Here is a 14,405-nt window from a genome sequence, read left to right on the forward strand (position 1 = left end):
GACTCCTTATGATTGCTTTTGGAACACGCACACACCGTGTGCGGGACCATGCCAGACAGTTAGCAGGATGGGGTTGTCGTCCCCGGCGAAAGGAGGAAGGGCACGCCATTCTCCGTCTGGTAACACGATGTCATTCACCGTATCCGTGGCGTTTATTGTTATTAACCAGCGGCCGGACAGCAGGATCTGCAATCTGTGCATCCCCTGTGCCCATTCATCGTGCTGCAGTGGCTGGCCACCGGCATTGAGCCACTGCACATTGTCGTCACCGTCCTGCCACCAGCGATCTGCGGTCAGCGCCGGGATGCGCTGGCGCAGAGCAATCAGTGCGGCGGTGAATCCGACTAATCCCTTCTCATCCGCCTGCCAGTCAAGCCAGCTCAGAGCGTTGTCCTGACAGTAGGCGTTGTTGTTGCCGCGCTGCGTATGGCCGCGCTCATCGCCCGCCAGCAGCATTGGCGTGCCCTGTGACAGCAGCAGCGTGGTGAGCAGTGCCCGTACGCTGCGACGGCGGCGTTCGATCACGTCAAAGCTGACGTTCAGCCCCTCTTTACCGTGGTTGTGGCTGTAGTTATCACCGTGGCCATCACGGTTATCTTCCCCGTTCGCTTCGTTGTGTTTACGTTCGAAGCTCACCACATCCCACAGCGTAAAGCCGTCATGGGCGGTGATCAGGTTAACCGTGGCGTGTGGCGGCCGGTCATCATGCTGGTAGAGATCGCTGGAGGCGGCAAAGCGGCGGACAAAGTCGCCGTTGCTTACGTCGCCGTGCAGCCAGTAACGACGTGCGGTGTCGCGAAACTTATCGTTCCACTCGGCAAAAGGCGGCGGAAAACGGCCAACCTGATAGCCGTCAGGGCCGATATCCCAGGGTTCCGCAATCAGCTTGACCTGAGAGAGCAGCGGACAGGCGCGTATCGCCTCGAAAAAGGGTGCATCACGCTGGTAATCGGGTGTACGGCCCAGTACCGGTGCGAGGTCAAAGCGGAAGCCGTCTACGTGGCAGACCCGTACCCAGTAGCGCAGCGCCTCTAAGGTCCATGCCATCACCTGCGGATGGTGGATATTCAACGTGTTGCCGCAGCCGGTCCAGTTCTGATAACCGCCCTGCTCATCGAGCCAGTAGTAGCTGGCATTGTCGATACCGCGCATTGAGATCGTCGGGCCAATCTCGTCCAGTTCAGCAGTATGGTTGAACACCACATCCAGCAGCACTTCGATACCCGCGGCGTGCAGGTTTTTTACCGCCTGCTGAAACTCCTGCAGCGGCGTCACGCCTGGCTGTCCAGAGGCGTAACGCGGATCGACCGCCCAGAGCGCAAAGGGATTGTAGCCCCAGTAATTGCTCAGGCCGAGCCGGAGCAGGCGCGGCTCGCTGGCAAAATGGGCCACCGGCAGTAGCTCCAGCGCCGTAATGCCGAGATCGCGCAGGTAGTTCACCATAACAGGATGACCCAACGCCGCGTAAGTCCCGCGCAGCGTTTCCGGAATTTCCGGATGCTGCTTCGTCAGGCCGCGCACGTGCGCTTCATAAATCACCGTGTTACCCCACGGGGTGCGCGGGGCGACGTCGTCCTGCCAGTCGAAATCTTCCGCCACCACCCGTGACTTTGGCGCAATGGCCGCGTTGTCTTGCGGATCGGGCTGCGCTTCGCCACCCTGAAACAGCGGGTCATCCGGAACATCGCCTTCCACCGCGCGGGCGCAGGGATCAACCAGCAGCTTTGCCGGGTTAAAGCGATGTCCCCGCTGCGGCGACCAGGGGCCATAGACCCGATAGCCGTAGCGCTGTCCCGGTTTTAACGCCGGAACATAACCGTGCCAGATATCCCCACTGCGGCCAGGCAGGTCAAAACGCTGTTCTGCGCCCTGTTCATCAAACAGGCAGAGCTCTACGCGCTCCGCATGCTGTGAGAACAGGGTGAAGTTAACGCCTTTACCATCGTAACTGGCACCCAGCGGTTCGGGATCGCCGGCAGTAATAGTCATTCAGCCTCCCGCACCAGCCAGACTGTTGCCAGCGGTGGCAGATCAAGACTCAGCGACTGCGGTCGTCCGTGGCTTTCCTGCTCATCGGTATGCACCCGATGAATACGCACGTCACTGCCGTGATACTCATGCTGATCGGTATTCAGCACTTCACGCCAGTAGCCAGGCTGATTAACGCCAAAGCGATAGCCCGGACGCGGCACCGGGGTAAAGTTACTCACGACGATCACTTCATTGCCTTCACGATCGCGGCGGACAAAGGCGAAGACGGAGTGTTCCGCATCGTTGACCACCAGCCACTCAAAGCCTGCCGGATCGAAGTCGAGTTGATGCAGCGGCGTGTAGTACTGATAGGTGTGGTTGAGATCGCGCACCAGACGCTGCACGCCGTGATGCCAGTTATCGCCGCCTTCCAGCAGATGCCAGTCCAGGCTGACGTCGTGGTTCCACTCGCGGCCCTGAGCAAATTCGTTGCCCATGAACAGCAGTTTCTTGCCGGGGAAGCCCCACATCCAGCCGTAGTAGGCACGCAGGTTAGCGAACTTCTGCCAGGCGTCGCCCGGCATACGATCGAGAATGGAGCGCTTACCGTGCACCACTTCGTCATGCGACAACGGCAGCACAAAGTTTTCGGTGTAGTTGTACATCATGCCGAAGCTCATCAGGTTGTGATGGTGCTTGCGGTAGATGGGATCGACCTGCATGTAGTCGAGCGTGTCGTGCATCCAGCCCAGGTTCCATTTGAACCAGAAGCCCAGCCCGCCGCCTTCGGTCGGACGCGTCACGCCAGGATAGTCGGTTGACTCTTCAGCCATGGTTACCGACCCGGACGCCACCGTACCGAGCGTGCGGTTGGTGTAACGCAGGAATTCGATCGCTTCGAGGTTCTCACGGCCACCGAATTGATTCGGCACCCACTCCCCTTCGTTGCGGCTGTAATCGCGGTAGATCATGGAGGCGACCGCATCCACGCGCAGGCCATCAATGCCAAAACGTTCGGTCCAGTAGAGCGCATTGCCCGACAGGTAGTTGCTCACTTCCCGGCGACCAAAGTTGTAAATCAGGGTGTTCCAGTCCTGGTGGAAGCCTTCTCGCGGGTCGCTGTGCTCATAGAGCTGCGTGCCGTCGAAGCGCGCCAGACCGAAATCATCGCTGGGAAAATGACCCGGTACCCAGTCGAGCAGCACGTTGAGACCCGCTTCATGAGCGGCGTCAATAAAGGCGCGGAACTCATCACGGGTTCCAAAACGGCGGGTCGGCGCATACATGCCCAGCGGCTGATAGCCCCAGCTGCCATCAAACGGATGTTCGTTAATCGGCAGCAGTTCAATATGGGTAAAGCCCATCTCTTTGACGTAAGGCACCAGCTGTTCAGCCAGCTCTTTGTAGCTCAGCCAGAAGTTGTTGTCGGTGTGACGACGCCAGGAGCCCAGATGCACTTCATAGATGGAGATGGGCGCGTCAAAACCGTTGGCGGCTTTACGCTCCTCTTTCATCTCAACCGGCTCTGGCAGGCCACAGATCATCGACGCAGTTTGCGGGCGCATCTGCGCTTCAAAGGCGTAAGGATCCGCTTTGATGCGCAGATCACCATTGGCGTCGATAATTTCATATTTGTAGAGCTGGCCGTTAACCGCGCCCGGTACAAACAGCTCCCAGATGCCCAGTTCCTGACGCAGACGCATCGGATGACGGCGGCCATCCCAGAAGTTGAAGTCGCCAACCACTGAGACGCGACGGGCGTTGGGTGCCCAGACGCAAAAGCGGGTGCCGAAGACGCCATCAATGACGTCGCCATGCGCGCCCAGCGTCTCGTAAGGACGCAGGTGTGTTCCTTCCGCCAGCAGCCACAGATCCATCTCCTGCAGCAGCGGGCCAAAGCGGTAGGCATCATCGACCAGATTTTGCTGGCCGTGCCAGTTCACCGCTAGCTGGTAGCGGAAATGATTTTTACGGCGCGGAATCACGCCACTAAAGAAGCCGCGTGCATCCTCGCACACCAGCTGAGCCAGTTTGCGTCCGGTGGAGGTTTCAATGACCCACACTTCGAGCGCTTCGGGGAGCAATGCCCTGACTTCCAGGCCTTGCTGAGTTCGGTGCATCCCTAGTAACGAAAAAGGGTCGGCATAATTACCCGCAAACAGGGCATTGATCGCATCGCGATCGGGAAGCTCTGACATGACTTTCTTCCTGTGATAATTGGCAGCCGAAATGAACGCAACATAGCCTGTCGCGCTTCACCTGCGCTGCTCTTCATTGAGCCATACGTACAACGACAAAGAAGTCAGGCCATTCCGTGGGAAAATTTTTTTGTCGTGTACCACAACCATTTAGTCCGGAAAGCACAAGGGTGACCTGTGGCACATCATGGTTAAATCATAGCTTGGTCGCGGCAGTTGCCATGGACTTAAGCAAAATATTCTTTAGCGAGCGGCAAAAAAGGGAAGCTGATCACTTAGTAAGCGAAACGGCAGGTTGCTTCGTGTACGAAACAGATAAAAAAGGCCGTATAAATCCGCGCATTAGTGCCATTTATGCTGCCCGTAGCGTCCGGATGGAAGACGCTGCTTTTATCACCGGACTGGAACAGCGTCTCTGCCGCCGGACAATGTCAGACATCCGGCATGATGAGCGCAGATGGCGATGGAGAAAAGCTACCCGATAACGTGTTGTAAAGCGATGGTTAACGACATGTTTATAATCGGCTCAGCGATAAGAGTAGGTAATGTTCAGGATGCAGGGCACCTGTGCTTCACTTTTCTCAGCATCTTTCGTGCTGCCTGCCCTGTATCACAGGCGAGTAAGAGCTAAATTGTGAACGCAACCTAATAACCACAAAATTATTGTGGATTTAATAAATGTATGCAGTTCAAAATTATATGGATAGATGTAGAAATTTTTAACACAGCGACTGACAAGGAGAAAAGTAATGAATAAGAAACATGCATATATTGAACATCGCCCAAAATCATCGGATAAAAAAGCGACAACTGAACATCATGTTGTAATTGTCGATGGTGAGGTGGTTAAAAAAACAAATACTCAGAAAGAGGCTGCAGATTGGGCTATTGAAATGGATTTTGCTGTTCACGTTGCTCGCGAACGTCATCTCCAGAATCGCGACATACCAGACCACTGGCGCAACTATCCTTAAGGAAAAATGACGATTTTAGAAATCAAACCAGGACCAAAACCAAAGCGTGAAGACGGAAATGACGACAGGCGACATCACGTTAATCCTCCGACGAAACCAAAACATCCGACTCTTCCAGTTCACAAACCTAAATAAACCGGAGGCTTAATGTCAGGAGCAGTAACACTTCCTCATACCTGCCCTAACTGCAAACAAACAACAGCCAGGACCGCTACCGAATTACTGACATTATTCGGTTACCGGACGGTACCTTCAGGAGCAACCAATCAAAGCTGGTGTCGTGAATGCCGTAGCCGACAAAATCAATCATAAAAGCTAAAGCCCTACGGGGCTTTTTTCTTTTGTATCTTTTCTCTATTTCTAAGAAGCTACATTCTCCATTATGCAGCAACAGAATATTCATATCGCTGTGCCGTCTTTGCCTAAGGCCATCCATGACTGATGCAACAAGTCATAAATCGCAGAGAACCTTTCCACTGAGACCCAGAAAATCATCCAGAGGCTTAATGAACACAAAAAAGCCCGTAACCATCAATGATGATTACGGGCTTTCGCATAGCGATCAGCGGTTAGCCGATCATTTTGTGTTATTCAATCGGCATGACTCAGGCGATATCTGCTGGTTAGTCGATTAACAACCGCAGCATGCGACGCAGCGGTTCGGCAGCGCCCCATAACAGCTGGTCGCCTACCGTGAAGGCAGAGAGATATTCCGGTCCCATGTTCAGTTTACGCAGACGGCCAACCGGCGTAGTCAGCGTGCCGGTAACGGCGGCAGGCGTCAGTTCCCGCATCGTCAGCTCGCGATCATTTGGCACCACTTTGACCCACTCATTGTGAGAGGCCAGCAGTTGCTCAATTTCAGCCAGCGGCAGGTCGCGTTTCAGCTTCAGCGTAAACGCCTGGCTGTGGCAGCGCAGCGCGCCGACGCGCACGCATAATCCATCAACCGGGATAACCTTTGAAGTAGCGAGGATCTTGTTGGTCTCCGCCTGGCCTTTCCACTCTTCACGGCTCTGACCGTTTTCCAGCTGTTTGTCGATCCACGGAATCAGGCTGCCTGCCAGTGGTACGCCGAAGTTGTCGGTCGGTAAGGTGCCGGAACGGGTGAAGTCGGTCACGCTACGCTCGATGTCGAGGATGGCGGAGGCCGGGTTCTGCAGCGCAGGCGCAACGTGATCGTGCAGCATACCCATCTGGGTCAGCAGTTCGCGCATGTGCCGCGCGCCGCCGCCAGAGGCAGCCTGATAGGTGGCAACCGACGCCCACTCAACCAGATCCTGCGCAAACAGGCCGCCCAGTGACATCAGCATCAGGCTGACGGTACAGTTTCCGCCGACAAAGGTTTTGATACCACGGTCGATGCCCTGGCGAATCACAGCATGGTTAACCGGATCGAGGATGATGATGGCATCATCCTTCATGCGCAGCGTGGAGGCCGCATCAATCCAGTATCCCTGCCAGCCGCTGGCGCGCAGCTTTGGATAGACGTCACTGGTGTAGTCGCCGCCCTGGCAGGTGATAATGATATCCAGCGCGCGCAGCGCCTCAATATCAAATGCATCCTGCAGGGTGCCCTGCTGTTTGCCCGCAAACGCGGGTGCCGCCTGACCATGCTGCGACGTCGAGAAGAAGACCGGATTGATTGCATCAAAATCACGCTCTTCACTCATGCGGGACATCAGCACTGAGCCAACCATACCGCGCCAACCAACAAAACCTACGTTCTTCATGTCGTGTCCGTCTAAGGCAGTTACACCTGCTTTTCATTTCAGAGGAGAGAGCCGCGTGCTATTTTCACGCCGCTCTGCGTAATAATAAGGTTTACCTATGTCCCCTCACTCTACAAAATGCAGGCCGGGTAGCAAGTGAATTAATTCGATTACGCTAACTTTTTCAGCAGCGTAACTAATAACTCCGTTTTTTCGCGAACAACATGGCGTAGAACCGATGACTGAAATGATTTCAGCAACAATATTATTGTTGTTAATTATGGACCCGCTGGGCAATCTGCCGATTTTTATGTCGGTTTTAAAGCATCTGGAGCCGAAACGGCGGCGGGTGGTGCTAATCCGCGAAATGCTGATTGCCCTAATCATCATGCTGCTGTTTCTGTTTACCGGCGAACGCATCCTGGCGTTTTTGAATCTGCGCACTGAGACCGTGTCGATCTCCGGCGGGATTATCCTGTTTCTGATCGCCATCAAGATGATTTTTCCGTCGGCCGAAAGCAGCAGTTCTGGCTTACCGGCGGGCGAAGAGCCGTTCCTCGTACCGCTGGCAATTCCGCTGGTGGCCGGGCCATCGCTACTGGCCACATTAATGCTGCTGTCGCATCAGTATCCGCATCAGATGTCGCATCTGGTAGGCGCGCTGCTGATCGCCTGGGGCGTAACGGTCGCTATTCTGCTGATGTCAGGTCTGTTCCTGCGTCTGCTGGGCGATAAGGGTGTGAATGCGCTGGAACGTCTGATGGGATTGATACTGATTATGCTGGCGACCCAGATGTTTCTGGACGGCATCCGGGCCTATCTGAAGCTGTAGGGAAAGGTCTGCGCTTCCCGTAATGCCGGGGAAGCGCAAAAACGGCATGATTAAGAGAGCAGTTCGAAAGCAATCATCCCTACTACCGCGCCCACAGTCCCGAGAATGGTCTCCATCAGCGTCCAGGTCTTCAGCGTTTCCGCTTCGCTGGCCCCGGTGAAGCGACCAAACAGCCAGAACCCGGCATCGTTCACATGGCTGATGATGATAGAGCCACCGCCGATGCAGATGGACAGCGCCGCCAGTTGCGCGCCGCTGTAATGCAGCGGTTCAATCACCGGCATGATTAGCCCCACGGTGGTCAGACAGGCGACCGTCGCCGACCCCTGAATCACACGCACCGCGCCCGACAGGATAAAGCAGGCCAGCGCAATCGGCAGACCTGCGCCGGTCAGCGTATTACCCAGCACTGGCCCCACACCGGAATCCACCAGTACCTGCTTGAACACGCCGCCTGCGCCAATCACCAGCAGGATAATCCCGGCCGGTTGCAGCGCGCTGCCGCACACCTGCATCACCCGCTCTTTATTCATACCCTGGCGGTAAGCCAGGCCATAAATCGCCACCAGCAGCGCCAGCAGAATGGCAGTGAAAGGATGGCCGATAAATTCCAGCCACTCGTACAGCGTGGTGCCTTCGGTCGTGAAGCGTGCGCCGATAGTTTTCAGGCCGACCAGCACCAGCGGGAACAGGATCAGTGAGAGGCTGAAGCCAAAGGACGGCAGCTTGCTCTCATCGACATCCGGCTGATGATCTTCCGGCGGTGCGCTGAACGTCACGTGATTGCCGATGAAGTTGCCAAACAGCGGCCCGGCAATCAGCATGCCCGGAATCGCCGCGCAAAGACCCAGCAGAATCATCCAGCCGAAGTCCGCGTGCATCTGTGAAGCCAGCAGCATTGGAGCCGGTCCGGGCAGCAGGAACGCCGCCGCCGCGGCCACACCGGCAAACAGCGGAATCACCAGCTTCACGAGATTGCCGCCGGTACGCCGCGCCACCGCAAACGCGATGCTGATTAACAGCACCACCGCCACCTCAAAGAAAAGCGGCAGCGCGCAGATCAGACCGGCAATCCCCATCGCATAATGGGCGCGGCTCTGACCAAAGGTTTTCAGCATTCGGATAGCGATTTGATCCACGGCACCGGTTTCATGCAGGATTTTGCCGAACATCGCGCCCAGCGCGACCACAATGGCGAGGAAGCCGAGCGTGCCGCCCATCCCCTTCTGCATAGTTTCCGCGATTTTGTTCAGTGGCATGCCGGAGAATAACCCGGCACCGATGGAGACTAACATCAGCGCGACAAAGGCGTGCATCCGTGCCTTCATCACCAGAAAAAGCAGCAGCAGGACAGAGCCTGCTGCGGTCAAAACGAGTGTTGCGGTATTCATCTCTAACCCTGGCTGATAGCGTCCTGGATAGTCGCAACCGTAGCCGCCACCACCTCGTCCAGTGAATGGGCGATATCCACGACCAGGACATCCGGCTCATCACTGCCCGGCTCTTCCAGCGTGGCAAACTGGGTTACCAGCATCTGCGGCTTGAAGAAGTGGCCTTTACGCGCCTTCAGGCGGGCTTCGATGGTGTCAAAATCGCCTTTCAGGTAGACGAAACGCAGGTTGTCATTGCCCTGACGCAGAATGTCGCGATAACTTTTTTTCAGGGCTGAGCAGACAATGATGGAGATCGCCTGGGTGCGCTGCATGGCAAACGCGGCATCATTCAGCGCCTGTAACCATGGCTGGCGATCGCTGTCATCCAGCGGATGACCATCGGCCATCTTCAGGATGTTGGCGCGCGGGTGGAGAAAATCACCGTCAAGAAAGGCCGTAGTGAGCTGGTGAGAAACCTGGTTGGCGACGGCAGATTTTCCGCTGCCTGAAACGCCCATCAGGATAAAGACGTGATGTGACGGGGATTGCGTTGTCATTTTTCTGCTCCGGCAGGTGAGAATTTGCCAATGTTACCGATAACAATGTCGTTTCTCATTCTCCTGGCCGGTTAACAGCCTGGCAACCTTTTTACCAGGAAAAGCATGAAAGTGTGAGCTGACTCATAAAAACGCCACAATCAGATGCTACCACCCTCACTGATCTCAAAACCGATATCCCGCAGCGGATCATCACTGCTCTCACCGGCAATACGCGCCAGCAACATTGCCGCCGCTTCACGCCCCATGCGGTCCCGCGGCGTCAGCACTGTCGCCAGCTGTGGTGTGACGACCTGACTGATATCATGGCCGTGAAAACCCGCAATCGCCATCTGAGTGGGTACCTGCAATCCCTGGCGCTGACACTCAAACATCGCACCGACCGCCAGGTCATCATTGGTACAGAACAGGCTATCCGTTTCAGGATAGAGGCGTTGCGCCTCACGCAGCAAATCGCCACCGGCGCTGAATGATGAGGCATCCTCCATCATCACGCTGTGCGGCGTCAGACCTGCTTCGCGCATGGCGATTTCATAACCGCGCTGCTTTTGCAGCGTACGTTCATCAAGACGTGCGCCGAGGTAGACGGTGTGACGATGCCCTTTACTGAGGATCGCCTGCGTCATCTGCCGGGCCGCTTCGACGTTATCAAAGCCGACCGCCATATCCAGGCAGGGTGTAACGCTGTCCATCACCTCAATCACCGGAATACCGGCCACTTCCAGCATACGCAGCGTGCCTGGCGTATGGGTACGTTCGGTGAGGATAACGCCATCAATGTTCCAGCCCAGCAGCGAGCGCAGTTGCAGCTCCTCTTTTTGCGGGTTGTAACCAAAATGGGCGACCAGCGTCTGATAGTTGGCTTCGTCAGTGACGGCTTCAATGCCGCGCAGAACGTCAGCAAAGACCTGGTTGGTGAGTGATGGCAGCAGTACGCCGATGGCACGGCTGGTCGCGTTAGAAAGCATATCGGGGGCGCGATTGGGGATATAACCCAGCTCATCCAGTGCCACTGCAATCTTGTCCCGCAGAGCAACAGAGACCTGCTCAGGATTACGCAGGTAACGGCTGACGGTCATTTTTGTAATGCCGACGCGATCGGCAACGTCCTGTAATACCGGTCTTTTCTTCTTCATCGTAGCGCCTGGGATCGCCCTGAAAGCTAAAGTACGATGAGTCTATCACTTTTCTGTCACAAAATTCCTAACCGGGCGCGACGAGTCGCGCCCGTTATCTGCTTAGACGGGTGGCAGATCAAACAGCAGAACTTCGGCAGCCGAACTGGCTTCAATCGTCAGCGCGCTTTCGTCCCAGATCGCCAGGGCGTCGCTGGTGGTGACCGCGTTACCGTTAACGGTGACATCGCCTTTCACGACCTGAATCCAGATACGACGTCCCGCATCAATCGCGACGTTATCCTGCTCACCGGCTGCCAGTACCCAGCGCGATAAGGTCATGTCCTGATAAACTTTCAGCGATCCTTCACGGGCATCCGGGCTTAACACCAGCTGACGTCCCTGCACATCCGGGAAGCGGCGCTGATCGTAGCGTGGCTCAATGCCGGTTCGCTCAGGAATGATCCAGATCTGATAGAGGTGCAACGGTTCGCTTTCGCTGGCGTTATATTCCGAGTGACGCACGCCGGTACCGGCGCTCATGATCTGGAACTCTCCTGCCGGGATCTGCTCTTTGTTGCCCATGCTGTCCTGATGCTCAACCGTACCGGAGAGCACGTAGGTCAGGATTTCCATATCTTTATGCGGATGGGTGCCAAATCCCTGACCGCCATCGATCACATCTTCATTGATGACCCGCAGCGCGGAGAACCCCATGAAGTTCGCATCGTGATAGCTGGCGAAAGAGAAGGTATGCCAGCTATCCAGCCAGCCATGGTTTGCGTGACCGCGTTCTTCAGCTTTGCGTACATAGATCATGTTCAAATCTCCTCAATGTTTTTTATAGTGTGTCTATGAGGCGGTTTGATTGATAGCTGAAAAACTTCACGCCTCTGTTCAAATTCATTGAATGAGTGTGAAGCAGTGGCTGAAAAGCATTGAAGAAGTGCAGGCAAAAAAAAGCCAGCATTTAAGCTGGCGAAATAATACTGGAAGCAATGTGAGCAATGTCGTGCTTTTCCAGGCTGTCGGGCGACCTACCGGAAATGCATGGCAATAATAATCATTATCATTCGCGTCTGTAAAGTCATTTTCACATTTTTAGCTTGATTAACGATCTGAATACCTTGATGTTTAAAAGGTTTTTATGGGCTAAAGGAGCGACCATGGGTGAAATCGTTGTCCGCCACGTCATGCCAGAAGATGCTGCTGCGCTGCACAGGATTTACAGTCAGCCAGATACTCAGGCCAGCACGCTGCATCTGCCTTACTCATCGCTGCAGATGTGGCAGACCCGCCTCGCTACGCCACAGCCCCATTCGCACCTGCTGGTGGCCTGTATTGATGAGGACGTCGTCGGTCAGTGTGCGCTGCACGTAGAAGAGCGGCCCAGACGCCGTCACACTGCCTCGCTGGGGATGGGCGTTGGATGAACGTTACCGGAAGCGTGGCGTCGCCACTGCGCTGATGCATGAAATGGTCTCGTTGTGCGACAACTGGCTACAGGTGAGCCGGATGGAGCTGACAGTGTTCGTCGACAATGCTCCGGCCATCGCCCTTTATCAGCGTTTTGGTTTTGAGATTGAGGGAACGGCGCGCGGGTTCGCCATGCGGCACGGTGAACTGATCGATGCGTACTCTATGGCGCGGATCAAACCCTGACCTGTGATGATGAAAAAGGGCACCTGCTGGTGCCCTTTGTGCTGAAAACCCTGGCACAGTGCGCTGTCAGTCAGCGCCTGCACAGGAAACGAGGTCAGTTTTGTATCAGTAACCCGCACTCAAATCATCAATGCTGCGCGGGTCAGACGCGCCATACAGCATGCCATCCGGCCCAATCATGATGCTCTGGGTACTGCCCATCGCAGGCAGCACCTTCACATGCTGACCTTTGGCTTCCAGCAGACGCAGCGTATCGGGACTGAAGCCCTTCTCCACCCGCAACTGATCCGGCAGCCACTGATGGTGGAAGCGCGGCGCGTTAGTGGCTTCCGCCACGTTCATCCCGAAATCGATGCTATTCACCACCATCTGCAACACCGTGGTGATAATGCGGCTGCCGCCCGGACTGCCGGTCACCAGCCAGGTTTTGCCCCCTTTAGCGACGATGGTTGGCGACATCGATGACAATGGACGTTTCGCCGGTTGCACCGCATTCGCTTCCCCGCCCACCAGCCCGTAGACATTTGGCGTGCCTGGCTTGGCAGAGAAGTCATCCATTTCATTATTCATCAGGATGCCACTCTTGCCCGCCACAATTCCGCTGCCGAAATAGGTGTTCAGCGTGTAGGTCACCGCAACGGCATTGCCCTGCTTATCCACCACCGAGAAATGGGTGGTCTGGTTGCTTTCGTAAGGTTCGAGCTTGCCCGGTTTAATCTCACTGGAAGGTCGTGCCTTCGCCACGTCGATCTGCTGCGCCAGCGTTTTAGCATAGGCTTTACTGGTCAGCGCCTGCCACGGCACCTTCACGAAATCGGGGTCGCCGAGATATTCCGAGCGGTCCGCGTAGGCATATTTTTCCGCTTCCGCCATCACCTGCATGGCGTCAGCGCTGCCAAAGCCCATCTTCGACAGATCGAAGTTCTCCAGGATATTGAGGATCTGCACGATGTGGATACCACCGGATGACGGCGGCGGCATGGAGAAGACTTCATAACCGCGGTAGGTGCCACTGATGGGCGTTCGCTCGACCGCGCGATAGGCCGCCAGGTCAGCTTTATTGATCAGCCCGCCGTGTTGCGCCATCTCGCCGGCGATCTCATCCGCGATTTCACCTTTGTAAAAGGCATCCGGCCCCTGGCGGGCTATCAGTTGCAGACTGTGAGCCAGGTTTTTCTGCACCAGCCGATCGCCCTTCTGCCACGGCGTGCCGTCCGGTTTGTAGAAGATCGCTTTACTGTTGGGATGGGTAATCAGCACCTCTTTGCCGTAGGTTTTCAGGTCATCCGCCAGCGCATCGTTGACCGGAATACCGTCACGCGCCAGTCTGATGGCCGGTGCCAGCAGAGTGCTCAGCGGCAGGGTGCCATATTTCTGCGCAGCCAGCGCCAGTCCGGCGACGGTGCCTGGTGTACCGGAAGCAAGGTGTGACGTCAGTGAAAGCTTACTGTCGGCGTTGCCCTGCTTATCCAGAAACATGTCGCGCGACGCGTGGCCCGGTGCCATTTCACGGAAATCGATAGCGGTAGCGCGGCCAGACGCGGTGCGCAGCAGCATAAAACCGCCTCCGCCCAGGTTGCCCGCCTGAGGATGGGTCACGGCCAGCGCAAAGCCCACGGCGACCGCGGCATCCACCGCATTACCGCCCTGACGCAGAATGTCTACGCCCACCTGGGTTGCCAGCGCATCCACCGATGCCACCATGCCGTGCTGCGCTTTTACCGGGTGAAAGGTATCACTGTCTACGCCGTAGGAGACCGGCGGAGCCTGAGTGGGGGCGGCGTTCGCGCCTGCCACCACGGTAAAACTCATCACCAGCGACCAGCTAAGCTGACGCACTGTCTGCTGCATTTTCATCCTGCCACCACCCCATGTTGTTATTTACATTTTTTTATCATTTCTGCAAGTGCCTACAAATACAGCAAAATAACCGGGGTTAAGTCAAATCAGGAATACATCTGAAAGTAAGGTCTGTGATATCGCGTAAACTTATGGGTGCGACCCTGATATC

Annotated in this window: 10 protein-coding genes and 1 pseudogene; 3 read left to right on the plus strand and 8 right to left on the minus strand. The window is 55.9% G+C overall.

The window, feature by feature from the left end:
- Positions 1-6: 6 nt before the first annotated feature.
- Positions 7-1,989 carry a glycogen debranching protein GlgX gene (glgX, locus tag F3I44_RS09880; RefSeq protein WP_150011144.1) on the minus strand — a complete coding sequence of 661 codons (1,983 nt, stop codon included), beginning with the start codon at positions 1,987-1,989 and terminating at the stop codon, positions 7-9.
- The gene (glgB, locus tag F3I44_RS09885; protein ID WP_150011146.1) at positions 1,986-4,169 is read right to left on the minus strand and encodes a 1,4-alpha-glucan branching enzyme; all 2,184 of its coding nucleotides are present in this window, start codon (positions 4,167-4,169) and stop codon (positions 1,986-1,988) included. The genes glgX and glgB overlap by 4 nt, the downstream gene beginning before the upstream one ends.
- Positions 4,170-4,918: 749 nt before the next feature.
- Between glgB and F3I44_RS09890 the strand changes: the two genes are divergently transcribed.
- Positions 4,919-5,143 carry a hypothetical protein gene (locus F3I44_RS09890; RefSeq protein WP_150011148.1) on the plus strand — a complete coding sequence of 75 codons (225 nt, stop codon included), beginning with the start codon at positions 4,919-4,921 and terminating at the stop codon, positions 5,141-5,143.
- A 623-nt stretch (positions 5,144-5,766) separates the two neighbouring features.
- Here F3I44_RS09890 and asd read toward each other — a convergent pair.
- Positions 5,767-6,876, minus strand: a complete 1,110-nt coding sequence (gene asd / locus F3I44_RS09895; RefSeq protein WP_150011150.1) for an aspartate-semialdehyde dehydrogenase — start codon at positions 6,874-6,876, stop codon at positions 5,767-5,769.
- A gap of 217 nt (positions 6,877-7,093) precedes the next feature.
- Between asd and F3I44_RS09900 the strand changes: the two genes are divergently transcribed.
- Positions 7,094-7,687 (plus strand): YhgN family NAAT transporter, encoded by a 594-nt coding sequence (locus tag F3I44_RS09900; protein WP_013359324.1) that lies wholly within the window; start codon positions 7,094-7,096, stop codon positions 7,685-7,687.
- 50 nt (positions 7,688-7,737) lie between these two features.
- On the opposite strand, the gene gntU is transcribed toward F3I44_RS09900, so the two are convergent.
- The 4 genes from gntU to F3I44_RS09920 all read right to left on the minus strand — a co-directional run bounded on the left by gntU (position 7,738) and on the right by F3I44_RS09920 (position 11,551).
- Complete coding sequence (gene gntU, locus F3I44_RS09905; RefSeq protein ID WP_150011152.1) at positions 7,738-9,078, minus strand: gluconate transporter; 1,341 nt, start codon at positions 9,076-9,078, stop codon at positions 7,738-7,740.
- 2 nt (positions 9,079-9,080) lie between these two features.
- Positions 9,081-9,617: a gluconokinase gene (gntK, locus tag F3I44_RS09910; RefSeq protein WP_150011154.1), complete on the minus strand. Its 537-nt coding sequence runs from the start codon at positions 9,615-9,617 to the stop codon at positions 9,081-9,083.
- Between the two features lie 140 nt (positions 9,618-9,757).
- Positions 9,758-10,753 carry a gluconate operon transcriptional repressor GntR gene (gntR, locus tag F3I44_RS09915; protein ID WP_013359330.1) on the minus strand — a complete coding sequence of 332 codons (996 nt, stop codon included), beginning with the start codon at positions 10,751-10,753 and terminating at the stop codon, positions 9,758-9,760.
- Positions 10,754-10,855: 102 nt separating this feature from the next.
- Entirely contained in the window at positions 10,856-11,551 is a 696-nt protein-coding gene (locus F3I44_RS09920; protein ID WP_013359331.1) for a pirin family protein, read from the minus strand.
- Positions 11,552-11,898: 347 nt separating this feature from the next.
- Between F3I44_RS09920 and F3I44_RS09925 the strand changes: the two are divergent.
- Positions 11,899-12,394: pseudogene (locus F3I44_RS09925) on the plus strand (GNAT family N-acetyltransferase).
- Between the two features lie 105 nt (positions 12,395-12,499).
- Here the strand turns inward: F3I44_RS09925 and ggt are convergent.
- On the minus strand, positions 12,500-14,251 hold the full coding sequence (gene ggt, locus F3I44_RS09930) for a gamma-glutamyltransferase (protein WP_150011156.1): 1,752 nt from the start codon (positions 14,249-14,251) through the stop codon (positions 12,500-12,502).
- Positions 14,252-14,405 lie beyond the last annotated feature (154 nt).

The sequence above is a fragment of the Pantoea sp. F_5 genome, from assembly GCF_008631595.1.
Taxonomy (GTDB): Bacteria; Pseudomonadota; Gammaproteobacteria; order Enterobacterales; family Enterobacteriaceae; genus Pantoea; species Pantoea gossypiicola.

Bases quoted from the DNA above. Each gene is read 5' to 3' on its own strand.
- glgB (WP_150011146.1), bottom strand. From the start codon at position 4,169: ATGTCAGAGCTTCCCGATCGCGATGCGATCAATGCCCTGTTTGCGGGT.
- F3I44_RS09890 (WP_150011148.1), top strand. From the start codon at position 4,919: ATGAATAAGAAACATGCATATATTGAACATCGCCCAAAATCATCGGAT.
- gntK (WP_150011154.1), bottom strand. From the start codon at position 9,617: ATGACAACGCAATCCCCGTCACATCACGTCTTTATCCTGATGGGCGTT.
- asd (WP_150011150.1), bottom strand. From the start codon at position 6,876: ATGAAGAACGTAGGTTTTGTTGGTTGGCGCGGTATGGTTGGCTCAGTG.
- F3I44_RS09900 (WP_013359324.1), top strand. From the start codon at position 7,094: ATGACTGAAATGATTTCAGCAACAATATTATTGTTGTTAATTATGGAC.
- F3I44_RS09920 (WP_013359331.1), bottom strand. From the start codon at position 11,551: ATGATCTATGTACGCAAAGCTGAAGAACGCGGTCACGCAAACCATGGC.
- glgX (WP_150011144.1), bottom strand. From the start codon at position 1,989: ATGACTATTACTGCCGGCGATCCCGAACCGCTGGGTGCCAGTTACGAT.
- gntR (WP_013359330.1), bottom strand. From the start codon at position 10,753: ATGAAGAAGAAAAGACCGGTATTACAGGACGTTGCCGATCGCGTCGGC.
- gntU (WP_150011152.1), bottom strand. From the start codon at position 9,078: ATGAATACCGCAACACTCGTTTTGACCGCAGCAGGCTCTGTCCTGCTG.
- ggt (WP_150011156.1), bottom strand. From the start codon at position 14,251: ATGAAAATGCAGCAGACAGTGCGTCAGCTTAGCTGGTCGCTGGTGATG.